General features: G+C 35.0%; 24 protein-coding genes. 10 read left to right on the top strand and 14 right to left on the bottom strand.

Features of this window, described 5'->3' with window-relative positions:
* From B0E44_RS18955 to B0E44_RS13915, 4 genes are all read left to right on the top strand, one after another.
* The coding region (locus B0E44_RS18955) for a hypothetical protein (RefSeq protein ID WP_217341310.1) at nt 1-243 on the top strand (243 nt) is incomplete at its 5' end.
* A gap of 247 nt (nt 244-490) precedes the next feature.
* The gene (bshC, locus tag B0E44_RS13925; RefSeq protein WP_077376384.1) at nt 491-2,092 is read left to right on the top strand and encodes a bacillithiol biosynthesis cysteine-adding enzyme BshC; all 1,602 of its coding nucleotides are present in this window, start codon (nt 491-493) and stop codon (nt 2,090-2,092) included.
* Nucleotides 2,093-2,124: 32 nt separating this feature from the next.
* Nucleotides 2,125-3,396, top strand: a complete 1,272-nt coding sequence (locus tag B0E44_RS13920) for an acyltransferase family protein (RefSeq protein WP_077376381.1) — start codon at nt 2,125-2,127, stop codon at nt 3,394-3,396.
* A gap of 100 nt (nt 3,397-3,496) precedes the next feature.
* The gene (locus B0E44_RS13915) at nt 3,497-3,916 is read left to right on the top strand and encodes a nucleoside-diphosphate kinase (protein ID WP_039111203.1); all 420 of its coding nucleotides are present in this window, start codon (nt 3,497-3,499) and stop codon (nt 3,914-3,916) included.
* 185 nt (nt 3,917-4,101) lie between these two features.
* Here the strand turns inward: B0E44_RS13915 and B0E44_RS13910 are convergent, their stop codons facing one another.
* Nucleotides 4,102-4,398 carry a DUF721 domain-containing protein gene (locus B0E44_RS13910; RefSeq protein ID WP_077376378.1) on the bottom strand — a complete coding sequence of 99 codons (297 nt, stop codon included), beginning with the start codon at nt 4,396-4,398 and terminating at the stop codon, nt 4,102-4,104.
* Nucleotides 4,379-4,822, bottom strand: coding sequence for a hypothetical protein (locus tag B0E44_RS13905; RefSeq protein WP_077376375.1), 444 nt, complete (start codon nt 4,820-4,822; stop codon nt 4,379-4,381). The genes B0E44_RS13910 and B0E44_RS13905 overlap by 20 nt, the downstream gene beginning before the upstream one ends.
* A 265-nt stretch (nt 4,823-5,087) precedes the next feature.
* Between B0E44_RS13905 and B0E44_RS13895 the strand changes: the two genes are divergently transcribed.
* A complete protein-coding gene (locus B0E44_RS13895) occupies nt 5,088-6,164 on the top strand; it encodes a serine hydrolase (RefSeq protein WP_077376369.1) in 1,077 nt (358 codons plus the stop codon).
* 299 nt (nt 6,165-6,463) lie between these two features.
* On the opposite strand, the gene ftsY is transcribed toward B0E44_RS13895, so the two are convergent.
* The 11 genes from ftsY to B0E44_RS13840 all read right to left on the bottom strand — a co-directional run bounded on the left by ftsY (nt 6,464) and on the right by B0E44_RS13840 (nt 15,480).
* Complete coding sequence (gene ftsY / locus B0E44_RS13890; RefSeq protein WP_077376366.1) at nt 6,464-7,444, bottom strand: signal recognition particle-docking protein FtsY; 981 nt, start codon at nt 7,442-7,444, stop codon at nt 6,464-6,466.
* A 177-nt stretch (nt 7,445-7,621) separates the two neighbouring features.
* The gene (locus B0E44_RS13885; RefSeq protein ID WP_008468081.1) at nt 7,622-7,774 is read right to left on the bottom strand and encodes a DUF4295 domain-containing protein; all 153 of its coding nucleotides are present in this window, start codon (nt 7,772-7,774) and stop codon (nt 7,622-7,624) included.
* Between the two features lie 76 nt (nt 7,775-7,850).
* The gene (gene rpmG, locus B0E44_RS13880; protein WP_007805817.1) at nt 7,851-8,033 is read right to left on the bottom strand and encodes a 50S ribosomal protein L33; all 183 of its coding nucleotides are present in this window, start codon (nt 8,031-8,033) and stop codon (nt 7,851-7,853) included.
* A gap of 27 nt (nt 8,034-8,060) precedes the next feature.
* Nucleotides 8,061-8,297, bottom strand: coding sequence for a 50S ribosomal protein L28 (rpmB, locus tag B0E44_RS13875; protein ID WP_024980263.1), 237 nt, complete (start codon nt 8,295-8,297; stop codon nt 8,061-8,063).
* Between the two features lie 72 nt (nt 8,298-8,369).
* Nucleotides 8,370-9,623: a CinA family nicotinamide mononucleotide deamidase-related protein gene (locus B0E44_RS13870; RefSeq protein WP_077376363.1), complete on the bottom strand. Its 1,254-nt coding sequence runs from the start codon at nt 9,621-9,623 to the stop codon at nt 8,370-8,372.
* A 112-nt stretch (nt 9,624-9,735) separates the two neighbouring features.
* On the bottom strand, nt 9,736-10,080 hold the full coding sequence (locus B0E44_RS13865; protein ID WP_077376360.1) for an Hpt domain-containing protein: 345 nt from the start codon (nt 10,078-10,080) through the stop codon (nt 9,736-9,738).
* The gene (locus B0E44_RS13860; protein ID WP_077376357.1) at nt 10,080-10,691 is read right to left on the bottom strand and encodes a fumarylacetoacetate hydrolase family protein; all 612 of its coding nucleotides are present in this window, start codon (nt 10,689-10,691) and stop codon (nt 10,080-10,082) included. Before B0E44_RS13860 ends, B0E44_RS13865 begins: the two co-directional genes overlap by 1 nt.
* 63 nt (nt 10,692-10,754) lie before the next feature.
* A complete protein-coding gene (locus B0E44_RS13855; RefSeq protein WP_077376354.1) occupies nt 10,755-11,525 on the bottom strand; it encodes a 3'-5' exonuclease in 771 nt (256 codons plus the stop codon).
* A 133-nt stretch (nt 11,526-11,658) separates the two neighbouring features.
* The gene (locus B0E44_RS13850; RefSeq protein ID WP_077376351.1) at nt 11,659-12,972 is read right to left on the bottom strand and encodes a dihydrolipoamide acetyltransferase family protein; all 1,314 of its coding nucleotides are present in this window, start codon (nt 12,970-12,972) and stop codon (nt 11,659-11,661) included.
* Nucleotides 12,973-13,055: 83 nt separating this feature from the next.
* Nucleotides 13,056-14,219: a glycosyltransferase family 2 protein gene (locus tag B0E44_RS13845; RefSeq protein WP_077376347.1), complete on the bottom strand. Its 1,164-nt coding sequence runs from the start codon at nt 14,217-14,219 to the stop codon at nt 13,056-13,058.
* 70 nt (nt 14,220-14,289) lie between these two features.
* Entirely contained in the window at nt 14,290-15,480 is a 1,191-nt protein-coding gene (locus tag B0E44_RS13840; RefSeq protein ID WP_254423300.1) for a BamA/TamA family outer membrane protein, read from the bottom strand.
* Between the two features lie 373 nt (nt 15,481-15,853).
* Between B0E44_RS13840 and B0E44_RS13835 the strand changes: the two genes are divergently transcribed.
* From B0E44_RS13835 to B0E44_RS13820, 4 genes are all read left to right on the top strand, one after another.
* Nucleotides 15,854-16,822, top strand: coding sequence for a hypothetical protein (locus tag B0E44_RS13835; RefSeq protein WP_077376344.1), 969 nt, complete (start codon nt 15,854-15,856; stop codon nt 16,820-16,822).
* 145 nt (nt 16,823-16,967) lie between these two features.
* A complete protein-coding gene (locus B0E44_RS13830; RefSeq protein ID WP_077376341.1) occupies nt 16,968-18,830 on the top strand; it encodes an ABC-F family ATP-binding cassette domain-containing protein in 1,863 nt (620 codons plus the stop codon).
* Between the two features lie 211 nt (nt 18,831-19,041).
* Complete coding sequence (locus tag B0E44_RS13825; protein ID WP_077376338.1) at nt 19,042-20,301, top strand: BamA/TamA family outer membrane protein; 1,260 nt, start codon at nt 19,042-19,044, stop codon at nt 20,299-20,301.
* A gap of 404 nt (nt 20,302-20,705) precedes the next feature.
* Nucleotides 20,706-21,188 (top strand): FKBP-type peptidyl-prolyl cis-trans isomerase, encoded by a 483-nt coding sequence (locus tag B0E44_RS13820; RefSeq protein WP_077376335.1) that lies wholly within the window; start codon nt 20,706-20,708, stop codon nt 21,186-21,188.
* A 104-nt stretch (nt 21,189-21,292) separates the two neighbouring features.
* Here B0E44_RS13820 and B0E44_RS13815 read toward each other — a convergent pair whose 3' ends face one another.
* Nucleotides 21,293-22,843 (bottom strand): SDR family NAD(P)-dependent oxidoreductase, encoded by a 1,551-nt coding sequence (locus B0E44_RS13815; RefSeq protein WP_077376332.1) that lies wholly within the window; start codon nt 22,841-22,843, stop codon nt 21,293-21,295.
* 226 nt (nt 22,844-23,069) lie between these two features.
* Here B0E44_RS13815 and B0E44_RS13805 point away from each other — a divergent pair, with 226 nt between their 5' ends.
* Nucleotides 23,070-23,849 carry an O-methyltransferase gene (locus B0E44_RS13805; protein ID WP_077376326.1) on the top strand — a complete coding sequence of 260 codons (780 nt, stop codon included), beginning with the start codon at nt 23,070-23,072 and terminating at the stop codon, nt 23,847-23,849.
* Nucleotides 23,850-24,003 lie beyond the last annotated feature (154 nt).

The following is a 24,003-nucleotide window of genomic DNA, read 5'->3' as shown; positions in this document are numbered from 1 at the left end:
ATTATCTCCCTATGTGGACTACTTCTTGTATTCATTTCAAACGAATATAGTGAGTATTCGAGATATTATTTATACGGGTCCATAACAATAATGATCCCATTTATGATTTCTAACCTTATTAAACAGAGAAGAGAAGACCAACTCAATGGTACGACAATGTTTAAATCATCAATTTATAGGATGTTAATTGTAGCAGTGATGCTTGTAGTGTTCTTTTTAATTACCAAGCAAAATTATATGTAAATTTTTAGTTTTAATTATTTGAAGAAAAAGCAACTCAATTAATGAGTTGCTTTTTTAATTTTAATCAAATCTGATTAATCAATTTTTACAATGTCTAAAGTTTAACTTAAAAAAAAAGAGCGCCCAACTTACATTATACTATTTCCAATAAATATTCATAAATTCAAGATAAGTTACATTCTCAAAGACAACTTTTATACAATGTCTTATAATATTTTTTGGTAATTTAGCATCAAATAAAATCAATATGCCAACCGACTGTATCAGCTATCAAAATTCTGGGTATTTCTCTCCTTTGATGAATGATTATTTAAATCAAAAAAAAGAATTAGCTTCATTATATCATCGCTTTCCAACTCTTGAAAACTTTGAAAAACAGATTGAAGAGAAAAAGAATAATTTCAATGGCAATGACAGTTTCAAAAGAGAAACTTTAGTTCGTGTTTTAGAAAAACAATATTCTAAATATGATGTTTCAGTTGCAGCCTTGAACAACATTAAACTTTTAAACAATCCAAATACTTTTACCGTTACCACTGGACATCAGCTGAATTTGTTTTCTGGTCCATTATATTTTTTGTACAAAATCATTTCGACGATTAATTTGACCAAAGAATTAAAAGCGAAATATCCAATCTACAATTTTGTTCCCGTGTATTGGATGGCAACTGAAGACCATGATTTTGAAGAGATTAATTATTTCAGTTTCAAAGGAAAAAAGTTTCACTGGAACAGAGACAGCAAAGGCCCTGTTGGGAGATTATCTACAGAAGGACTTACTGAATTCCTAGAAATATATGCACTCGAAATAGGCTCCAGTATCAATGCAAAAACCATCATAAAACTGTTTGAAGATTCTTATCTCAAGCACAGCAACTTAGCCGATGCCACGAGACATTTAGCTAATGAACTTTTTGGCACATCAGGTTTAGTTATTCTAGATGCTGATGATCAGGATTTAAAACGCAGTTTTATTCCGTATATAAAAGAGGAATTGCTTCATCAATCGTCTTTCAAATCGGTAACAGAAACTGTCGAGAAAATGAAAGACTACTTCGTTCAGGTAAATCCGCGCGAAATTAATTTATTCTATATCGAAGATAATTTACGCGAAAGAATCATTCTCGAAAACGGAATTTACAAAGTCAACCACACCAAAATCGAATTTACTGAAACTGAAATTCTTGATTTATTAGAGAGCAATCCTGAGAAATTCAGCCCAAACGTAATTATGCGTCCTTTGTATCAAGAAGTTATTTTACCCAATTTATGCTACATTGGCGGAGGCGGAGAAATTGCTTATTGGTTGGAATTAAAATCTTTTTTCGCTACCGCAAAAATTACTTTTCCAATCTTACTATTGAGAAATTCAGTGCTTTTGGCAACTGAAAAACAAAACAAAAAAGCCGATAAATTAAACCTGTCTTGGGCAGATTTATTTTCAAAACAAAGCACTTTAGTCAATCGAGTAACCCAAAAACTATCGGATTTTCCAATTGATTTTACCGAACAGAAAGAAGCTTTAAGAAAACAATTTGAAGCACTTTTAGAGCTCGCTAATCATACCGACAAATCTTTCATAGGTGCAGTAAAAGCACAAGAAGTCAAACAAACCAAAGGATTGGAAAACCTCGAAAAAAAATTGCTTGTAGCTCAAAAAAGAAAATTTCATGACGAATTACAGCGCATAATTGATTTACAAAATGAATTGTTCCCAAACCAAAGCCTTCAGGAACGTCAAGCCAATTTTTCGGAATTTTATCTGGAAAGCGGAGAAAGCTTAATTCCTCAATTAATGAACCAACTCAATCCTTTAGAACAAAATTTCAACATTATTACATTGTACTAAATGATTATTCACAATAAAACCAAAAAAAACCAATGACCAAAGACCGCCTTATTTCGCTTGATGTATTTAGAGGATTAACCATTTTATTAATGACCATTGTCAATAACCCTGGCAGTTGGGCTACAATCTACCCACCATTACAACATGCCGAATGGCACGGCTGTACTCCTACGGATTTGGTTTTTCCATTCTTTGTTTTCATCATGGGAGCAGCGATTTCATTTGCAATGCCCACCAAAACCTACGACAGCACTACACTCAATAAAATATTCACCCGCTCGCTGCGTATGATATGTCTGGGAATATTTTTCAACTTTTTCAGCAGTATACAACTCTTCGGATTGGAAGGTATTCCCTTAATTATTGGCCGTTTACTTATTACTGCCTTAGTTGGCTATGCCCTAATGGGAAATTTCGATGCTAAATTAAAAACCTATTTAGCTGTTTCGATTTTTATTATTTATATGGTTCTTGCCTATAGTGGCATTGAAGCCTATCAATCGGTACGCCTGCCTGGTGTGTTACAGCGTATCGGAATTGTCTATTTCATTGCTTCTCTTTTGTATTTAAAAACTACTCAAAGAACACAATTACTGACAGCAATCGGAATTTTGCTAGGATACTGGGCAATCATGACGCTAATTCCGGCTCCAGGATTCGAAATCACAAACCTTGAAAGAGGAACAAACCTTGCAGCTTGGACTGATAACACCCTATTAAAAGGACACATGTGGGAATCCTCCAAAACTTGGGATCCTGAGGGAGTATTAAGTACCATTCCAGCGATTGCAACAGGAATTATTGGTTTATTGATTGGACAATTGCTAACCAGTACCTTATTAAAAACTGAAAAAGCAAAAAAAATGTTCATCATAGGAGTAATTCTAATTGTCTTGGGACAAATTTGGAATATTGTTTTCCCTATAAACAAAGCACTTTGGACAAGTTCATACGTTTTATATACAGCCGGACTTGCTACAGTTACTTTAACTGTTTTATACAGCTTGATTGATATTGCCGATTATAAAAAGGGAATCAAATTATTCCAAATTTGGGGTGTAAATCCAATGATTGTTTTCTTCCTTTCTCAAATTGTTCCGCAGGCAATGGCAATGGTTTCTTTACCAAATCCAAAATTCCCAGCCGAGCAAATCAATCTTTGGGATTACTTGTATACATTTAAAGTGTTGCCATTTTTCAGCAACCCAATGACAGCTTCATTAACGTTTGCCTTACTTTATGCAGGTATCTGGTCTTTACTTTTGACCTATTTCTACAAAAAGAAAATGTATTTCAAAGTTTAAAATAACAGTAATAACAGATTTACGTCATTAAATTGAAGATTTGCTAAAATCATTCGATAAAAAAAGTATATTTTTGCACAAATTTTTAAAACACAGAAAAATGGCGACTAATAGAACTTTTACAATGATTAAGCCTGATGCAGTTCAAAACGGACACATCGGAAACATATTGGCAATGATTACGAACGGTGGTTTCAAAATCGTTTCTTTGAAATTAACTCAATTGACAGTTGCAGATGCTCAAGCATTTTACGCTGTACACGCTGCAAGACCTTTCTACGGAGAATTAGTAGAATTTATGTCTCGTGGTCCTATCGTTGCTGCTATTTTAGAAAAAGACAATGCAGTTGAAGATTTCAGAACTTTAATTGGTGCTACAAACCCAGCTGAAGCTGCTGAAGGAACTATCCGTAAAGCATACGCAACTTCTATCGGTGAAAATGCAGTTCACGGTTCTGATAGCGACGAAAATGCTGCTATTGAAAGCGCATTTCACTTTGCTGGAAGAGAGCAGTTCTAGTCAGTTAGCAGTGTTCAGGTTTTGAGTATTCAGTGAAAAACAATGCTTAAAAAACTTCATAAAAAAATCCCATTCTAGTCTATAGACTAGAATGGGATTTTTTTTTATGATAAACTGATTACTATTTTAAACTAATTACTGAACACTTTTTTAAGCCTGATCACTAAAAAACTGAACACTGAATACTATCGTAAAACCACATCCCGCACCACATCTCTCCTTAATTCCTCATTAATCATTTTTATGATTTTGGATTTTCCGTGGCTCAATTCCTCACGCAACACGGCCGATGTCAACTGAACATACAAAGTTGAACCTTTCAAAACAACATTATTAGTATAACTGTTCACACCGTTCCCCATTAAATTACGCCAAGCATCTTTCACATCAATCTCATCCATTCCAGATTGCAATTTATTGACCTCGATAATTTGCTTCAAAACGTCCCCTATCGAACTTTGATTATTTAGTCTTTTTGCCATAGTCATCTAGATTTATTGGTCCCGTTTTTTTATAATGATATTCTTTTTTCTCTGCATTCAAAACAACTAGCTCTTTATCAGTCAGTACAAGTATTTCCTCGCTCCATTTCATATATGGCGTACTATAATCTATAAAAACCTGGTCGTCTGCAAACCTGATTTTCACATTCTCAAATGTATCATTCACCAAAAAAGTTCCGTCCAATTGTGGCATCACTTTCTTGCGGATTCCCACACTTTTTTTGTCAATTTGGAAGAAATCAAACGATTCATTCACTCCATATTCCTTCTCATTCCCATCCTCCAAAACCACTTTTTCAATCTCCCAATAACCGTTGATTTTGGCAACGTCTGAAGGAGTTATTTTTTGCTTACACCCCACAAATAAAAGGGCAATCAATAAAACACCAAATACTTTTTTCATAAATAATCTTTTTTTAAGGAGCTATATCCTGCTATTCGTTTCAATCTTGTGAGTCTCGTTAGAAAAAACGAGACTCACAAGGATTCCCACTGCACACGAGCGAAGCGAACTGGCGAAGCAATCAGGGCTAGGGCATCTCGTTTATCAACAACCTTAGTTAAAACGACAAAGTTAAACTTTAAAAATCCAAAGAAAATAAAAAAAAACATTCCCGTTAAACTATTTTCTATATTTTTGGTCTTACCCAAAACTAACCTCCGCAACCATGTCAAAATCAATACTATTACTCGTATTTGCACTTTTTTGCATCAATTGCTCATCCGACAATAACGACCCAGCACCTGCCCCAACACCCGAAGAAACACTCTACTTTCCTCCACTTACAGGAACTGCTTGGGAAACAAAATCTATAGAAAGCCTTAGTTGGAAACAATCAGCCGTACAACCACTTTTGGATTATTTGAAACTCAAAAACACCAAAGGCTTTATCATCCTTGTCAACGGACGCATCGTAATGGAAAATTATTTTAATGGCCACGATGCTTCAACCAATTGGTACTGGGCAAGTGCCGGCAAAACATTAACGGCAACGATGACTGGAATTGCCCAACAGGAAAACCTTATCAACAGCAACAGCAAAGTATCACAATACCTAGGAACGGGCTGGACAAGCGCACCACTAGCCAAAGAAAACCTAATCACCTGTAAACATTTATTGAGCATGACCACTGGTCTGGACGACAGTACCGATGATGTTTCGCCATCCGCACTTATCTACAAAGCTGATGCAGGAACACGATGGGCATATCACAATGTGTATGTAAAACTGCAGGACGTCATCGCTCAGGCCAGCGGACAATCCTGGAATACGTATTTCAATACCAAACTAAGAGACAAAATCGGAATGAACGGCACTTGGTTTACAATTGGCAACAATATTGTTTACAGCAGTACCACAAGAAGTATGGCACGTTTTGGACTATTAATGTACAATAAAGGAAAATGGGAAAATAATGTAATACTGAACGAAAGCTATTTCAATGAGGCGACAAACACTTCACAAAATATCAATTTAGGATATGGCTATTTATGGTGGCTGAATGGCAAAGCGAGTTACCACTTACCTCAATCCCAACTGCAGTTTAAAGGCAGTTTAGTCACAACAGCTCCCAATGACATGTTTATGGCTTTAGGCAAAAACGACCAAAAAATCTATGTAATTCCCAGCAAAAAAATGGTAGTAATCCGAATGGGAGACGTAGCAAATCCAGATAATCCAACTTTTGCCCTATCCGGTTTTGATGAAGAATTATGGTCTAAAATAAGTGCTTTGTATCAGTAGGAATAAGAATCATTTATCACAAAAAAGCTCTTAACTAATTAGCGGTATTTTGTAAATTAATAAATTACAAAATACCGCTAAATTCTTATTACTGATAACTATCAAAAAAATAGTAGTCTACTTCTTAATCCTCCTCATCAATCCTAAAAAGAAAAAAATCAACCCGACAATCAGTAAAGCATAATAAAAACCAACACTGGTTGTTCTAACAACATTTGCCAACACAAAAGCCGCAATACTTACAAAGTAAAAATATATAGGGCTTGCATTTTTTATAGAAGAAAAATTCATGGACTTATTTATTTAAAAAAACTATCTACAAACTCGTTTTTATTAAAAACCTGCAAGTCTTCGATTCCTTCGCCAACACCAATGTATTTAACCGGAATTTGAAATTGGTCAGAAATTCCAATAACCACACCGCCTTTGGCAGTACCGTCTAATTTAGTAACTGCTAAACACGAAACCTCTGTTGCTGCAGTAAATTGTTTGGCTTGTTCAAATGCATTTTGTCCTGTAGAACCGTCCAAAACGAGCATTACATCATGCGGAGCATCACCAACCACCTTTTGCATTACACGTTTCACTTTTGAAAGTTCATTCATCAAGTTTATTTTATTATGCAGACGACCTGCAGTATCAATAATAACAACATCAGCATTTTGAGCTACCGCCGACTGCAGCGTATCAAATGCCACAGAAGCTGGATCACTTCCCATATCTTGTCTAACTATCGGAACACCTACTCTGTCTGCCCAAATTTGTAATTGGTCAATAGCTGCAGCACGAAAGGTATCTGCCGCTCCAAGTACCACATTATAGCCAGCTTTCTTGAATTGATAAGCTAACTTTCCGATTGTTGTTGTTTTACCAACTCCGTTTACACCAACAACCATCAATACATATGGCTTGGTAATAACAGGAATAACAAATTCGGTTGCTTCCCCAGTATTGGTTTCTGATAGCAATCCTGCTATTTCGTCTCTCAAAATCTGATTGAGTTCTTCAGTACCAAGATATTTGTCTTGCTCTACCCTTTTTTCAATTCGGGTAATTATTTTTAAGGTTGTATTGACTCCCACATCCGAAGAAACTAGCACTTCTTCCAAATTATCCAAAACATCATCATCTACTTTTGATTTCCCAGCTACTGCTTTGGATAATTTGGAAAAGAAACTGGTTTTGGTTTTTTCTAGACCTTTATCTAATGTTTGTTTTGCCTCTTGACTTAGGCTAGAGTCTTTTTTCTCTGAGGAGAATATTTTTTTAAAAAAGCTCATTGAGTTTATGGTTTGGAATTTACATTTGTCAACTTAAACAAGAAAAATCAATTAAAAACAATACGATTTGTCTTTAACGAAATTCTCAAAAGAATCTTTTAATTTCGAGGTGTAAATATAGAAAATAAAAAAGCTACTTCCGAATGAAAGTAGCTTTTCTATAAAATGTAATAGTTATTATTTCTTTTTCAAGAATTCATCAACTTCTTCAGGAGCCATAATAGATTCTACGAATGTATATGCACCAGTTTTAGGAGATTTTACCATTTTGATGGCTTTTGATAATCTCTTAGAAGATGTTTGTAACGATGCTACGGTTTTCTTTGCCATGATTGAATGTTATTTGAAATTTTTATAAAATGCACAAATGTAAAAATTTGAGATTTTTTTTTAAAATTTCTAATTATTATTTAATTTCTTTATGAACAGTAACTCTTTTCAAGATTGGATTAAATTTTTTAATCTCTAATCTGTCTGGAGTATTTTTTTTGTTCTTTGTAGTTATGTATCTTGAAGTACCTGCAACACCAGTTGTTTTGTGCTCAGTACATTCTAAAATTACCTGGATTCTATTTCCTTTCTTTGCCATCTTGCTATTTTTTTATTTTGGAAAAGATTATTTAATAAATCCTTCTGACTGCGCTTTTTTCAAAACTGCAGCGATTCCATTTTTATTAATTGTTTTTATCGTAGATGCTGCTACTCTAAGAGTAATCCATCTATCTTCTTCTGGAAGATAAAAACGCTTTTTAACTAAGTTTACAGAAAATTTTCTCTTAGTTTTGTTCATAGCGTGAGAAACGTTATTTCCTACCATCGCTCTTTTACCTGTAAGGTCACAAACTCTTGACATTATACTTATCTTTTATCGTTATTCAAAATCAGGGTGCAAAGAAAAGAAAAATAAACCTATAAACCAAAAAAATTATTGCTCTTTTTTGGAAATTTCTTTGAGCAGCATTTCAAGTCCTTTTACTGACGCTCTATCTATCACTTTTTCACGTGGTTGTCCAAAATTAAACTTTTCAACCAAGACTTCATTTGGCGTAGCCAATGCAATAAAAACTATTCCCACATCAGCATCTGATTCGCCTTTGGATGGACCGGCATTGCCAGTAGTCGCAATTGCATAATCAGTATTCATTAGTGACTTTACTCTCAAAACCATAGCCTCAGCGACTTCAGCGCTCACAACACTATATTCCTCTATCAAATTCTTCGAAATACCTAATATATTTTGTTTTACTTCCGTTGAATAAGCCACTACACTTCCTTTGAAATAATTAGAAGCCCCAGGAACTGAACTCAGCAACTGCGCAATACCACCTCCTGTACAGCTTTCGGCAGTAGAAATTGTTTTATTTTTCCTCGTTAAGATTTTACCTAGACTCACTTCCAGTGTTTCATCATCCTCAAAACCAACAATAATATCTCCTATTATTTCAGTCAAAGAAACCACATTATCTTCAATAGCTTTTTCTAATAATTCTTTATCAGCTCCTCTAGCCGATAATCGTAACCGTACTCTTCCAGGTGCTGGTAAATAAGCTAGCTTAATGAATTCGGGTAAGTTATTTTCCCAGTCTTCAATTTGTTCTGCCACTGCACTTTCTCCTCTACCATAGGTAAGAATCGTTTTATGAAGAATATAAGGTCGCTGATAATCTCGAACTACTTTAGGAATAATTTCATTTTCCATCAAATATTTCATCTCAAATGGTACTCCTGGAAGCGACACAAAAACAGTGTTTTCCTTTTTCATCCATAATCCCGGTGCTGTGCCCACTTGATTATGAAGCACCATACATTTTGAAGGAACCAGCGCCTGATCTTTATTTATTTGAGTAATCGCCCGCTTATAAAAACCTTCTATCAATTGAGTTACATGTGCTAAAACAGCAGTGTCTACAACTAATTTATCTTCAAAATAATCACATAATGTTTTCTTAGTTATATCATCTTTAGTCGGACCCAATCCGCCAGTTACAATGACAATATCAACTTTGTTCTGGAGTTTTGAAAATGTATTTAAGATATGATCACGAGAATCACTTATAGAAAGCATCTCATAAACCTCAACCCCAATTCTATCTAATGATTTAGCTATAAAACCAGAATTTGTATCTGTAATTTGACCAATCAGAATCTCGTCTCCAATTGTAACTATGGCTGCTTTCATATTTTTAAAAACTTTTACTCTATATTTAAAAAAAAATCTAACTGTTGCATTTTCTATACAACTGTTAGATTCTTTTATATCTTCTATTTTTATAAAAAATTAAAACGACGAATTAAAGATCAAAATCTTTTCTCAACTCTTTAATAGCATCTTTAACCTGAGTTTTAACACTTTTATAGGTCTCAATTATTTCTTTCTTCTTACCTTCTGTTTTAGTCCAGGCTTCTATTTGCAGAATTTCCTCGAATGCCACATTTAATCCCAGCAAATCCAATGTTGGTTTCAATTTGTGTGCAAAGGCATAAGTATGTTTGTGATCTTTGTTCTTAATTCCCTCTCCAATTTGCATCAAATCTTCAGGGACTTCAGTAACAAATAAATTCAAAATTTCATTCACAAACTCTGGATCGTTATCCGAAAGTGCGTACACTTTTGCTAAATTATATTTTAAAGCCATTATTTTACTTGTATTCTAAATAGTTTTTGTCCTTCTAAAAATCCTTCTAAAACATCATCTGGTTTTACTGCTGCAACTCCTTCTGGCGTTCCCGTAAAAATAATATCCCCAATCTTTAAAGTAAAAAATTGAGAAACATACGATATCAACTCATCAATATTCCACATCATCATGTTGGAATTCCCCTTTTGTACCGTAACATTATTGTTCGTTAATTCAAAAGTAACATTTTCTAATGAAACAAACTGGCTTTTGGGCAAAAATTCTCCAATAACCGCTGAACCGTCAAATGCCTTAGCTTTTTCCCACGGCAACCCTTTTTCTTTCAGTTTAGTCTGTAAATCTCTGGCTGTAAAATCAATTCCAACACTTATTTCATCATAATACTTATGAGCAAATTTTGGTTCTATATATTTCCCAACTTTACTTATTTTTACGATAAGCTCAATTTCGTGATGAATATCCTCTGAAAATTCTGGAATTACAAAAGGATGCTGTTTTAATAAAACTGCCGAATCTGGCTTCATAAAAATAACCGGCTCCGAAGGGCGTTCATTTTTTAATTCTTCTATATGATTGGCATAATTTCTGCCGATACAGATTATTTTCATTTTTTTTTTAGTTTCTGAGTTGCTAAGTTCCTGAGATTCTTAGATACTCAGAAACTTAGCAACTTACTTCGTATTTAATTTTCTTAATTTTATGGCTGTCAAAACTTTTTTAGTGTACAGAGGAAAATCTGCATTTTGAATCCAACTAAAATAACCTGGTTCTGTTTCCAAAATTTTATCAACTTTGGCTCCTTTATGCTTTCCGAAGGTAAAAATCTCTTCATTATCAGCATCAAAAGCTATCATCCCTGCAAAGTCAGCTATTTTCTTTCTGGTAGTAAACTCAGACAGCGATTTCATATCATTCTCCAATTCTGGATAACGATCCAATTGTGCCATTAGGATTTCATAAGTTGCCATAGTGTCTGCTTCCGCTGAATGGGCATTTTCAAGTCCTTTTCCGCAGTAAAACTTTAAAGCTGCACTCAAGGTACGCTCTTCCATTTTATGAAAAATAGTCTGTACATCGACAGAAACTCTGTTCTTCATATCAAAATCGACTCCTGCACGCAATAATTCTTCAGCTAATAACGGTATATCAAAACGATCTGAATTAAATCCTGCCAAATCGCTATCCTTAATCATATTATAAACTTGAGGAGCCAGTTCTTTAAAAGTAGGTTCATTAGCCACTTTTTCATCACTGATACCGTGAATTGCTGTTGATTGTGGTGGAATTGGAATCGTTGGATTCACCAGCCACGTTTTGCTTTCTTTATTACCGTTGGGAAAAACTTTAAAAACTGATATTTCTACAATTCTGTCTTTTCCGATGTCAATTCCTGTAGTTTCAAGGTCGAAAAAACAAATTGGCTTATTGAGTTTTAGTTCCATTTTTTGTATTTGAATTGGTACAAATATAAAGATTTGGTATTGATTTCATTTAAAGTCAATGCTAAAAATACTAAAAAAAGAAAACCCGACAAACTATAAAAATTTGTCGGGTTCATTTTCAATTTATACTGAATTAATAATCTCTATTTACATCAAATGCCTCAAGATATTCGGCTACTCTTTTCACAAATGCACCTCCCAACGCACCATCAACTACGCGGTGATCATAACTGTGAGACAAGAACATTTTTTGACGGATACCTATAAAATCACCTTCTGGAGTTTCAATAACTGCTGGCACTTTACGAATAGCTCCCAGTGCCAATATCCCAACTTGCGGCTGATTAATAATTGGAGTTCCAAAAACACTTCCAAAAGTTCCCACATTGGTAACTGTATAAGTTCCTCCTTGAGTATCGTCTGGTTTTAATTTCCCCATTTTTGCACGGTTCCCTAGATCATTAACCGCTTTTGCCATACCAACCAAGTTCAATTGATCTGCATTTTTAATAACAGGAACAATTAAGTTTCCATTAGGCAAAGCTGCTGCCATCCCTAAGTTGATATCTTTCTTTTTTATAATAAAATCACCTTGTACCGAAATATTCATACCTGGATAATCTTTCAACGCTTTAGCAACTGCTTCCATAAAAATAGGAGTATAAGTCAACTTTTCACCTTCTCTTTTTTCAAAAGCATTTTTAACTTTATCTCTCCATTTTACAATATTAGTCACATCAACTTCGATAAATGATTGCACGTGAGCAGAGGTTTGAACCGAAGCTACCATATAACCAGATATCAGTTTACGCATTCTATCCATTTCCACAATTTCATCACCTCCATTTACAGAAACAGGTGAAACCGTTTGTGATGGAGTAGCCGCTGAAACCGCTTTTGGTACTTCAACTGTTTTAGCCGGTGTTGCAACTACAGTTGCAGGTTGAGAACCTCTATTTTTTACGTAATTCAATATATCTTCTTTAGTAACACGTCCTTCCTTCCCGGAACCATTGATACTTACTAATTCACCTAAAGAAATCCCTTCTTCTTTTGCAATGTTTTTTACCAATGGAGAAAAGAATTTATCACTTTCAGAAAAATCAACCGGAGTTGCAACCGATTCTTTGGCTACTTCAACTGCTTTTTGTATTTCCTCAATAATTGCTGGAGATACTTCTGAACTTACAACCTCAGCATTTCCACCCTCTGTCTCAATAATAGCAATAGTTTGTCCAACTTGAACTAAATCGTCTTTACCAAATAATATTTCGACAAGAACACCCGAAACCTCCGATGGAACTTCAGAATCTACTTTATCGGTCGCAATTTCCAAAACAGCATCATCTGCTTCAATTTTGTCGCCAACTTCTTTTAACCAATTTGTGATGGTTGCTTCTGCAACGCTTTCTCCCATTTTAGGAAGCTTTAATTCAAATCTTGCCATATTGTTAATCTAAAAGGTGATTTTGATTTTCAGTTTGCGAAATTATTAAAAAATATCAATATAAATTTCACTAAATGTAATTTTTATTTGATTTTTACAATTTCTCCCCTATCATTAAAAGAATCACTTCCAATGATAAAATTTGCATTTTTGGGAATAATTCTAAATGTAACTCCTTTGTTCCTATGCTTTTCATGAATATTAATACATTCTTTAAAGGAAACAAACTCATTATCCAGAATAATCTGTGACCCATTTCTTATTGAAATTGATGACAAATTTACCTCTTTTTCTGTTTTCAAATCGAGAAAACCAACCTTTTTTTGGACAAGAAGCGCTATTATTTTTACCAATGTATCAGAAGCTGATACAAGCAAATAACTTTTAGGTGTAGTTTTAGTTTTAGACCTGCCTTGAATTCTTTTTATTAAAGAAAAAAACACAATTCCAATTTTCATAAATGCAGAAAAAAGATTAGAAACCTGAAAATATTTTCTATAGAAAAACTCCATTGCCTCTTGAAATCGTTTCATATAAGTGCCATCCTTAATTGTACTTTCGCCTTTATAGTGTATCACAGTGGTTCCGTGGAAATAATAATTGGGTTTTCCTTTTTGCAACACCCTATATGACAAATCAATATCATCTGAATACATAAAGCAATTTTCATCAAAACCGCCCACTTCCTCATACAATTCTTTTTTCAGAATCATAAAAGCACCAACTAAAATTTCGACTTTACCAGTTTGGTTTTCGTTCAAATGCTGAGCATAATATTTATTGAAAAATGGAGACTTTGGAAATAGTTTATACAACCCCATGATTTTGGTAAAAGCAACCCAAGGCCTGGGAACTCCTCTTTTGCTTTCGGGAAGAAAATTTCCTGTTCCGTCAATAAGTTTGACTCCTATAATTCCAAGATTATTTTGTTTTTTGGCGAAAGCCAAAACCTTTTCAAATGTATCTTCAGCTACAACGGTATCTGGATTTAAGATACAGACATAATCGCCTTTGGCTTGGCCAACTCCAATGTTATTGCCTTTTGGGAAACCAACATTTTGATTGTTTTGAATGAGTTTCACATTTGTAAAACGAGATTTTATCATCTCACAACTATCATCTTGGGAATTATTATCCACCACAATAATTTCAGAATCTATGTTTTGCAGAGCTCTTTCTACACTTAACAAACATAGTTCCAAAAAATAGCGGACATTGTAATTGAGAATAATGACGGATAACTGCATTTTTCAAAGATATATTTTTAAGCTTTAATCACACAAAGTTTATCATAAATACAAACCTCTACAAAAAAATTTAAAAATTCTCAGAAAGCGCAACCCTAAACGTCCAATCATCTTTACTGACACCATAATCCAATACTAGATTACAATTATTGACTTTATTCCATTTTATCCTCAAACCTGTCCCGACCGCTGGAGTCCAATTATCAAATTTATAAGTATCTAAATTGGAAACCGAGGAATAATTAGCATAAAAAACTGCTCCAAGGAAGCCATTTTTGGTAATATCTGTACGGTATTCTGTTTCCAGATATAATAAGGAATTGCTTCTATAGCGGTTGCGGGTAAAACCCCTGCCTGTTTTTCCATAACGATCCCAGCCGATACTCGGTAAATCTAAATAATGTGGTTTCCCGTCGAAAACCGCCCAATAAAAAGCTCTAGTGGCCAAAATTTTATGACGAGTTTTACTGAACGAATGATATTTTCGGGCATCAATGTAAATGGATTTCCAGTCGGTGTCGCTTCCAAAAATGCTGTTATTAATTCTATAATCGGCTTCAAAATAATAACCCTGCGTGGGATTCAAAATGTTTTTTCGGGAATCATACAACGCCTGAAAAGCTATTCCTGACGAAAGTTCATCAGTGTAGTCGCCTTCTTGGTATTTGTTAAAATCGGTTTGTCCTTCCATTTCAAGATCTTCGGAAATATCTTTATAATTGTCCAATTGAAAACCCAATCCTAAACGAAAATCTCCCTTTATTTTTCGGCTAACGAATTGATAGAATCGAATTTGCTGATAATGAACTTCGGATTGAGGATCCTTGGAACTGTTTCCGCCCAACCCATACGTAAACTGCGGATAAATCATGAACCTGTAATCGCCAATGAAATTATATTTGTTGTCTTTGGTATAAATATAGGACTGTATCGGAAAAGAATATTGTCCTGTAAAACTAGTGGTTGGCGTAAAATAGACTTCGGACATTTTGGTTGTTTCGTGATTTTCGTCCATAAAAAAAGTAGTCACAAACGACACAACAAGTCCGCCTTCGGAGCTTTTCATGTCGGGAGCGGGCATTAACGAAAAGGCAACTTTACTTGGGTCTTTTTTCTTTGTGCTGTCATTTTTTACAAAAATACTTTTCAGAATATGTTTCATATCCAAACTATCACTTCTAAAATCTATTTTCTGTGAAAAGGAAGAAAAGGAAGAAGCAACAAAAAAAAGCAGAAGCAGATTTCGCTTAATCAAAGCCATAGATTTTGGTTGTATTTTAGAAAATTAACTTTTTACAGTTATTCAAATGTAAAGAAAAAATCACAATTCTAAACAGCCTGATAAGATGATTTGATTGGAATTACTGATATTCTTGCAGCAATAAAACCTCCTCCAAAAAAAGAAAAATCTACAAAACTATAAAACTTAACTAGCCCTCATTGCTTCGCCAGTTTGCTTCGCTCGTGTGAAGGGAAAATCCTTTTTATCTACTATGATCTTTAAGGCGAGACGAGATAAAAAGATTAGAATGAGAGCGGGAACCATGCCTGCAAAAAACTAATAATTTGCCCAAAAATCTTTTTATTATAGAATTGTTTAATACCTTGCTTTTGATTTTCATTTGAATACTGCAATGCAAAAAATAATTCTACTTTTGTTACTTTTTGTAACTACCTCATATGCCCAAATTCAAGGATGTACAGATCATCTTGCTAAAAATTTTAATCCGAAAGCAACAGAGAATAATGGAAGTTGTGAGTATGCTTCCGCAAAAATAAAAACAGAGTCTTCGGAAAATATAAATGATTCAATTTCTGAAACTTCTGGTTTAATTGTTTTTGAAAATTTATTATGGACGCACAATGATGACCTTGATACTACTTTATATGGAATCGACACGAAAGGGAAAACCAAGAAAAAAATTAATCTTCAGGGTCTTAAAAATAACGACTGGGAAGAAATTGCCCAAGATAGTTTGTATCTCTACATTGGTGATTTTGGAAATAATTACAAAGGAAACAGAAAGGATTTACAAATCGTGAGAATTGAAAAAAAATCGATTTTGACAACAGCCCCCGTAATTGACACTATTGCTTTTTCGTATGCTAATCAAACTGATTTTGATATTCAAAAAACAAATACGACCGATTTTGATTGTGAAGCCTTTGTGGTCTTACAGGATAGTATTTATTTGTTTACCAAACAATGGACAACTGAGAAAACAAGCGTGTATTCCTTGCCAAAAAGTCCCGGGTCACATATCGCTCAGCTTAAAGAAAGCTTGGATGTGCAAGGATTGATAACGGGTGTAACCGTATTACCAACCAAAAAAGGAATTATTTTGTGTGGCTATTCGAAAATGCTTCAGCCCTTTCTATATTTATTGTACGATTATAAAAACAATGATTTCTCCACTGGAAACCAACGAAAAATTAAAATTAAAATCCCCTTCCATCAGATTGAAGGAATTGCAACCGAAGATGGATTGTTGTTTTATTTAACAAATGAGGCCACTATAAAGAAACCATTTGTAAACACTCTACAACAAATACATTCAGTTGATTTGAGTCCTTATTTAAAGACTAAATCGTTGAATCGTTAAACTGTTGAATCGCTGAATTGTCACATACTAATTCACGTTTCAAAATAAACTATTCGTGAATAGTGTTATAATAGCTTACTTTTGCAAAAAAGTTATGTTCTGCAAATCATTCATAACTCATAATTTATAACTCATATCATACAAAGTGAATTACTTATCAGTAGAAAATATATCTAAATCTTTTGGGGAGCGCACGCTGTTCAAAGACATTTCTTTTGGAATTAACAAAGATCAAAAAATTGCCTTTATTGCCAAAAACGGTTCGGGTAAAACCACTATAATGAACATCATCAATGGTTTTGATGAGCCAGATACAGGACAGGTTGTGCTTCGCAAAAGCATCCGAATGGCTTTTCTGTCACAGGACAATAAACTGCAGGATGAATTGACGATTGAGGAAAGTATTTTTGCATCAGACAATGAAAGTCTGAAGGTGATTGAAGCGTATGAAAAAGCATTAGAAAACCCAGAAGATGAGGAAGCCTACCAAAAAGCTTTTGACGCTATGGATCGTCATAACGCTTGGGATTTCGAAACGCAATACAAACAGATTTTGTTCAAATTGAAGCTGGAAGACTTTAAACTGAAAGTAAAAAGCCTTTCGGGTGGACAGAAAAAACGTTTGTCTCTTGCCATTATTTTGATTAACCGTCCCGATTTATTAATTCTGGATGAGCCAACGAATCACTTGGATTTGGAAATGATCGAATGGCTGGAAAGTTATTTTGCCAAAGAAAACATCACGCTGTTTATGGTAACGCACGACCGTTTCTTTTTGGAACGAGTTTGTAACGAAATTATCGAATTAGACAACGGAAAAATATACCAATACAAAGGAAACTATTCCTATTATTTAGAGAAAAAAGAAGAGCGCATCGCCTCTGAAAATGCGAGTGTCGATAAAGCGCAAAACTTGTTTGTCAAAGAATTGGAATGGATGCGTCGTCAACCCAAAGCGAGAACGACCAAGTCGAAATCCCGCCAGGACGATTTTTATGACATTAAAGAAAAAGCACAAAGTCGCCGTAAAGAAAATGTCGTAGAATTGGAAATTAATATGGAACGTATGGGAAGCAAAATTATTGAGCTTCACAAGATTTCCAAAAAGTTTAAAGACCATGTTATTCTAGATAATTTTAGTTATGATTTTCAGCGTGGAGAACGTATTGGAATCATCGGTAAAAACGGAACCGGAAAATCTACTTTCCTTAATCTTTTGACAGGAACTATGCCATTGGACAGTGGAAAAGTAGTTGTGGGTGATACAATAAAAATTGGTTATTACACTCAAAGCGGGATTAACCCAAAACCAGGACAACGTGTAATCGATGTAATCAAAGAATACGGTGAATTTATTCCGTTAACGAAAGGCAGATTGATTTCGGCTTCGCAATTGTTGGAGCGTTTTCTTTTTGATGCAAAAAAACAATACGATTATGTAGAAAAACTAAGTGGTGGTGAACTCAAACGTTTGTATTTATGTACGGTTTTGATTCAGAATCCAAACTTCTTGATTCTTGATGAACCTACGAATGATTTGGATATTGTGACCTTGAACGTATTAGAAAGTTTTCTTTTGGACTATCCGGGATGTTTGGTGGTGGTTTCGCACGACCGTTATTTTATGGACAAAATCGTGGATCAGTTATTCATTTTTAGAGGACAAGGCGAGATCGAAACGTTCCCTGGAAATTACTCTGATTTTAGAGCCTACGAAGACAGTGCCGACATAGCGCAAAAAGAAGATAATAAAACCGAAAAGAAAGAATGGAAGCAAAATAATCCAACTGGAAATTTGACTTTCAACGAGCAAAAAGAATTTCAAAAAATAGAGAAAGAAATCAAAGACTTAGAAATCGATAAAACCAAAATTGAGCAGTTATTCTCAGACGGAAAAGTAGCCGATGCCGACATTGAAAAGAAGGCGAGAGAACTAGAAAACATCATCAAGAAAATTGAGAATAAGGAAGAAAGATGGTTTGAGCTTTCGGCTAAATTGGAGGGTTAGTTTTTTAGTTTGTGAAATTTGAACACATCTTTATAAAAAGTTTTAAAAAACCACAATTGGAATTTATATTCTGTTGTGGTTTTTCTACTTTATAGTTTTATTGATATAATGATAAAACACATTTATTGCAATAATGTAACCTTAAATAGAAATTTTGTTTAGTTTTATATTTTGTTTTTAGAAAATCTGATTACAGCACAGAATATTCATTATGAATTTTAAAACTATTTTGAAGTCGAAAATCATATTTCTGCTACTCCTTTTTTGTTCTCAAACTATTCTTTCCCAAGAGGGAGAAAAGAAGGAAGAAGAAAAAAAATATAAGCTACGATCCATAATTGATTTATTTACCAAAGAAGATACCTTAAAAATAAGCAAACCAGATTCCAAAAACCATTTAATTGCTTTCCCCACATTGGGCTATCAGCCTGCAAACGGTTTTACTTTTGGATTCATCAGCCAGTTTAGCTTCAAAATAAAACCCGAAAACAAAATCTCATTACTGTCAGGAGGTGCTTCATACAGCACAGAGAAACAAGTTTTGCTCTATCTAAAAAACAATATGTACATCAATAATGACCGATTGTTTTTTAGCGGTGATTTCCGCTATTATGTTTTCTCACAGTCCAATTATGGTCTGGGAACCAGCATTATTCCTTGGGGCGCCGAGTTTCAGGACTTTGATTTCATAGCCATAGAACAGCCCATGAATTACAATTACTTCAAATTTCATGAAACGGCATCCTATACCATATTTACCTCCTTTTTTATTGGTTTAGGAATGCATTTTGACAGTTATTCCAACATCTATGACAAAAATTTGGATGTTGCCAATGAGCAATACACCTACCATTACAATTATTCCAAAGATTATGGTTTTAGCGATAAGAATTATGCAGTCAATGGCGTGAGCCTAAACTTGATTTACGACACTAGAGACAATTTAATAAACACCAATAAAGGTCTGTTCCTAAACATGAATTACCGCTACAATCCACAAACAGATCTCAATCGACACCGCAGTGCAACCTTATTGCTGGAAAGCAGATATTTTATCCCCATCAGCAAAACCAACAAACAGCACGTTGTGGGAATCTGGGCTTACGGTCAGTTTCAGCTAAGAGGCAGATTACCGTATTTAAATCTTCCCGCAATAGGCTGGGATCAAAACAGCCGAAGTGGAAAAGGTTATACGCAAGGACTTTTGAGAGGTACAAACCTGATTTATGTTGAAAGCGAATACCGTTTCCCGATTACCAAAAACCAAATGATCAGTGGAACCGTATTTGCCAATGCCACAACTGCCAGCGGCACCTCCAAAAGCCTTACCTCATTCGAATCCGTTCAGCCCGCTGTGGGTGTGGGACTGCGAGTCCTGCTTGACAAAAACACGCTCACCAATTTCATCGTTAATTTTGGTCTTGGGCGTGATTCCAAAACTTTCTATTTTAATGACGGAGAAGGATTCTAATAATCTGAGTCCGATAATTTTTTTTGGAGCAGAAAGATTGGGTATTTTTAGGAAGTACTGTCCCGCTATACGCTGCAATCTTTGTGGGCTGAACCCCAGCCCACAAAGGATTTTCGCTTCTATCGGGGCTAAAAGGAAAAATTTTGCTTTTTTGCCAATATTAAAAAAGGAATAATTGAACAGTGAAAAATCTCAGGTAAACTTTAACTTTTAGCTATTCTTTCTTCTAAATCAAACTCTCGCAAAGACGCGAAGACACAAAGAAAACAGTTCAAACTTTGCGCCTTTTCGTCTCTGCGAGAAAAAAACAAAGGCAAACTTAATGATATGACAACCCGAACTTTTAACAAAATCATTTTCGTTTTTGGCTATATTTGCAACTTTTAAAAAAATAACCCATCTCTATGAAACACTTATTAACTGTCCTAGTGGCCTTGACTCTTCTTATTTCTTGCAACAAAAATAAAGAAGTAACAAATGAAACACCAAACGAAGCAACCGTTGATTACGTTGCCAAAAACGACAAAGAAATCACCGATTACATCGCCAAAAACAAATTAAAAGCACAAAAAAGCGAATCTGGTTTGTATTATGTAATTAACGAACCAGGAACAGGTGCGCAACCAACAGCTACATCTAATGTAACCGTAGCTTACAAAGGTTATTTCACTAACGGAAGTGTATTTGACGAAAGTAAACCAGAGGGAATTTCTTTCGGCTTGGACCAAGTGGTAAAAGGCTGGACAGAAGGTATTCCTCATTTCAAAACCGGAGGAAGCGGTATTCTTTTAGTACCCGCTCATTTAGGATATGGAAATGAAACAATGGGACCTATCCCAGGAGGTTCTGCACTTATTTTTGACGTAAAATTAATTTCTGTTAATTAACTGCAGTCCCTTTTCAGACCAACAAAAAACCACAACAGAAAAAAATTTGTTGTGGTTTTTTGTTTTATAATTTGTTTCTATTCTCCTTTGATGGCTATGTGCTTTTACCAACCAATCGGGCGATAATCTTTCAAAAACTTCCCGCACCAATGTTTCCCAGTATTGATTCCGTCAAATAATGGATCCATAACCCTTGCAGCACCATCAACAATATCAAGTGGTGGCTGAAAATCCTGTTCTTCTTGTTTTCTTTTAGCTAATTCTGCAGGATCTTCATCGGTTACCCAGCCTGTATCAACAGCATTCATGAAAATTCCGTCTTTGGCTAAAGTTCCAGCCGCAGTGTGTGTAAGCATATTCAAAGCCGCTTTGGCCATATTAGTATGCGGATGACGATCTTCTTTGAAATCTCGATAAAACTTCCCTTCCATTGCCGAAACATTAATAATGTGTTTCTTTCCTGTGTTATCTTTCTTCATCACTTCCGAAAGGCGGTTGCACAATACGAAAGGCGCAACCGAATTCACGAGCTGCACTTCAATCATTTCGGTCGTTTCGATTTGACCCAATTTCAATCTCCAGCTGTTTACTTTTCGCAAATCAACCTGCTGTAAATCGGCATCGAGTTCTCCTTCCGGAAAAACTTCTTGTGCTACCAATGCATTGTCAAACGAATACGGAATCTGCGATAATTTGGCGGAAGCCCTTAAACCAATTCCAGGTTCGGGTCCGTGCCAAGTTACCGGCATATTTTGGTTGGACGAAGCTCCCGAAGTCAACACTTTCAATTCATCCAGACAATTAGTATGATCTAATAATAATTCTTGCGCCTGCTGTGGCAAAGAACCAATTGGGAGCTCTTCGTTTTCCATTAAGTGCGTATAAAATCCCGAAGGTCTTCTCACGGTTTGAGCCGCATTATTAATTAAAATATCTAATCGCCCGTATTTTTGTTCTATAAAATTGCAAAAAATCTCCACACTTGGAATATGACGCAAATCCAATCCGTGAATTTTCAAGCGATGTCCCCACTCATTAAAATCCTCCTCCTTAGAAAACCGCAAAGCCGAATCCACGGGAAAACGAGTCGTAGCAATAACAGTCGCTCCGCCTCTCAAAAGCATCAAAGTTATATGATATCCAATTTTCAGACGGGAACCAGTAATCACGGCAATTTGCCCTTTTACATCAGCAGTTTGAAAACGTTTGGCATAATTAAAATCGCCACAATCAGAACACATCGTATCGTAAAAATGATGCATTTTGGTAAACTCCGTTTTGCATACGTAACATTTTCTAGGAGTCTCAAGTTCCAACTGTTCTTTGGAAGCCAAATCATGCGAAGCCAACAATTTTGGAGCAACAAAAACACTCGCTTCACGCGCCGAACGAATTCCAGTTTCCTTACGAGCCGTTCTGTCTTTCTTTTCCTGTTTGCGTTTGGCAACTGCTTTTCCGTCTTTTTTTCTTCGGGAAAGTTCATCACGATCCGGACGCGAAAATTGTCCAGCAGCCTTAATCAAAGCCGTTCTTTGCTCTTTCGGAATATCAAAAATCTGGTCAGTATCAGTATTCAATTGAGTCAAAATAGCGATACATTGGTCTATTTCTTTGGAAGTTATTACATTCCTGTCTCCTATTATTTCGTTCATCATTATAAAAAAATCATTGCTATTCGCTCCATAAATTCCAAGTTTGCAAATATAGTTTTAAATTTTGGGACAGTTCAATTTTGGCATGTACTTTAATAAATACCATTCGCAAAGAATCTCTAAGAAAGCACTGAGACACGCAAAGTTTAGTTTTTAGTTTATATATAGGACTTAAGAAATCTCTGTGTATCTTCGCATTTTCTTTGTGAATCTTTGTGAAATAATCTCTATGTTTTTTCAAATCAAATCCTACTTACATTTTCTTTGGCATTCCAAAAACGAACATGCTGTTCACTCGCCATTTGTCTTTAATTTACTGACCAAATGTTTTTATGACAAGAAATTCAAACCAGAATATGATATTTTAAAAAAGTATCGAAACGAGCTTTTACAAAACAAAAACACTATCGAAGTAACTGATTTTGGTGCGGGTTCGCGTGTTTTTAAATCCAATATCAGACAAATTGGCCAGATTGCCAAAACAGCTGGAATTTCAACGAAACGAGCCCAATTATTGTTTAGGATTGTAAATTATTTTCAACCGGATACCATACTAGAAATTGGAACATCATTAGGATTAGCCACTTCTGCCCTATCTTTAGGAAATCCGAAGGCATCCATTATAACTTTAGAAGGCTGTCCGGAAACCGCAAAACAAGCTGAACTGCAGCTGAAAAAATTCAATTGTAAGAATGTAGAATGTGTTGTAACAGAGTTTAATAATTACCTGCAGAAGTGCCAACTGAAAACCGAAAACGGCCAACTGATCTACTTCGACGGCAACCATTCTAAAAAAGCAACTTTAGACTATTTCGATTTATTATTACCAACAATTACAAACGAAACCATTTGGATATTTGATGATATTCACTGGTCTGCAGAAATGGAAGAAGCTTGGGAGATTATAAAAAATCACCCAAAAGTAACCGTAAGCATTGATACTTTTCAATGGGGATTGGTTTTCTTTAGATACGAACAGCCCAAACAGCATTTTATAATCCGAACCTAAACTTCTTTATAGCTAACCATAAAGACAAAACATTTCGAAATAGAGCAAAAAAAAGACAGTCACCCCCATGACTGTCAATTTTTCATTTTGAATAACCAAACATTAAAACCTTGTATAAGATTTTATTCATAGGCTAATCAACCTAATTTGTTGT

It is taken from the genome of Flavobacterium sp. A45 (genome assembly GCF_002001005.1).
In the GTDB taxonomy this organism is placed as follows: Bacteria; Bacteroidota; Bacteroidia; order Flavobacteriales; family Flavobacteriaceae; genus Flavobacterium.
Note: the sequence above shows the minus strand (reverse complement) of the source record. Positions and strands in the feature narration are given on the sequence as shown.

What these genes read in the sequence shown, in the direction of transcription:
- bshC (WP_077376384.1), top strand. Translation starts at nt 491, where the DNA reads ATGCCAACCGACTGTATCAGCTATCAAAATTCTGGGTATTTCTCTCCT.
- B0E44_RS13920 (WP_077376381.1), top strand. Translation starts at nt 2,125, where the DNA reads ATGACCAAAGACCGCCTTATTTCGCTTGATGTATTTAGAGGATTAACC.
- B0E44_RS13915 (WP_039111203.1), top strand. Translation starts at nt 3,497, where the DNA reads ATGGCGACTAATAGAACTTTTACAATGATTAAGCCTGATGCAGTTCAA.
- B0E44_RS13910 (WP_077376378.1), bottom strand. Translation starts at nt 4,398, where the DNA reads ATGGCAAAAAGACTAAATAATCAAAGTTCGATAGGGGACGTTTTGAAG.
- B0E44_RS13905 (WP_077376375.1), bottom strand. Translation starts at nt 4,822, where the DNA reads ATGAAAAAAGTATTTGGTGTTTTATTGATTGCCCTTTTATTTGTGGGG.
- B0E44_RS13895 (WP_077376369.1), top strand. Translation starts at nt 5,088, where the DNA reads ATGTCAAAATCAATACTATTACTCGTATTTGCACTTTTTTGCATCAAT.
- ftsY (WP_077376366.1), bottom strand. Translation starts at nt 7,444, where the DNA reads ATGAGCTTTTTTAAAAAAATATTCTCCTCAGAGAAAAAAGACTCTAGC.
- B0E44_RS13885 (WP_008468081.1), bottom strand. Translation starts at nt 7,774, where the DNA reads ATGGCAAAGAAAACCGTAGCATCGTTACAAACATCTTCTAAGAGATTA.
- rpmG (WP_007805817.1), bottom strand. Translation starts at nt 8,033, where the DNA reads ATGGCAAAGAAAGGAAATAGAATCCAGGTAATTTTAGAATGTACTGAG.
- rpmB (WP_024980263.1), bottom strand. Translation starts at nt 8,297, where the DNA reads ATGTCAAGAGTTTGTGACCTTACAGGTAAAAGAGCGATGGTAGGAAAT.
- B0E44_RS13870 (WP_077376363.1), bottom strand. Translation starts at nt 9,623, where the DNA reads ATGAAAGCAGCCATAGTTACAATTGGAGACGAGATTCTGATTGGTCAA.
- B0E44_RS13865 (WP_077376360.1), bottom strand. Translation starts at nt 10,080, where the DNA reads ATGGCTTTAAAATATAATTTAGCAAAAGTGTACGCACTTTCGGATAAC.
- B0E44_RS13860 (WP_077376357.1), bottom strand. Translation starts at nt 10,691, where the DNA reads ATGAAAATAATCTGTATCGGCAGAAATTATGCCAATCATATAGAAGAA.
- B0E44_RS13855 (WP_077376354.1), bottom strand. Translation starts at nt 11,525, where the DNA reads ATGGAACTAAAACTCAATAAGCCAATTTGTTTTTTCGACCTTGAAACT.
- B0E44_RS13850 (WP_077376351.1), bottom strand. Translation starts at nt 12,972, where the DNA reads ATGGCAAGATTTGAATTAAAGCTTCCTAAAATGGGAGAAAGCGTTGCA.
- B0E44_RS13845 (WP_077376347.1), bottom strand. Translation starts at nt 14,219, where the DNA reads ATGCAGTTATCCGTCATTATTCTCAATTACAATGTCCGCTATTTTTTG.
- B0E44_RS13840 (WP_254423300.1), bottom strand. Translation starts at nt 15,480, where the DNA reads ATGGCTTTGATTAAGCGAAATCTGCTTCTGCTTTTTTTTGTTGCTTCT.
- B0E44_RS13835 (WP_077376344.1), top strand. Translation starts at nt 15,854, where the DNA reads ATGCAAAAAATAATTCTACTTTTGTTACTTTTTGTAACTACCTCATAT.
- B0E44_RS13825 (WP_077376338.1), top strand. Translation starts at nt 19,042, where the DNA reads ATGAATTTTAAAACTATTTTGAAGTCGAAAATCATATTTCTGCTACTC.
- B0E44_RS13820 (WP_077376335.1), top strand. Translation starts at nt 20,706, where the DNA reads ATGAAACACTTATTAACTGTCCTAGTGGCCTTGACTCTTCTTATTTCT.
- B0E44_RS13815 (WP_077376332.1), bottom strand. Translation starts at nt 22,843, where the DNA reads ATGATGAACGAAATAATAGGAGACAGGAATGTAATAACTTCCAAAGAA.
- B0E44_RS13805 (WP_077376326.1), top strand. Translation starts at nt 23,070, where the DNA reads ATGTTTTTTCAAATCAAATCCTACTTACATTTTCTTTGGCATTCCAAA.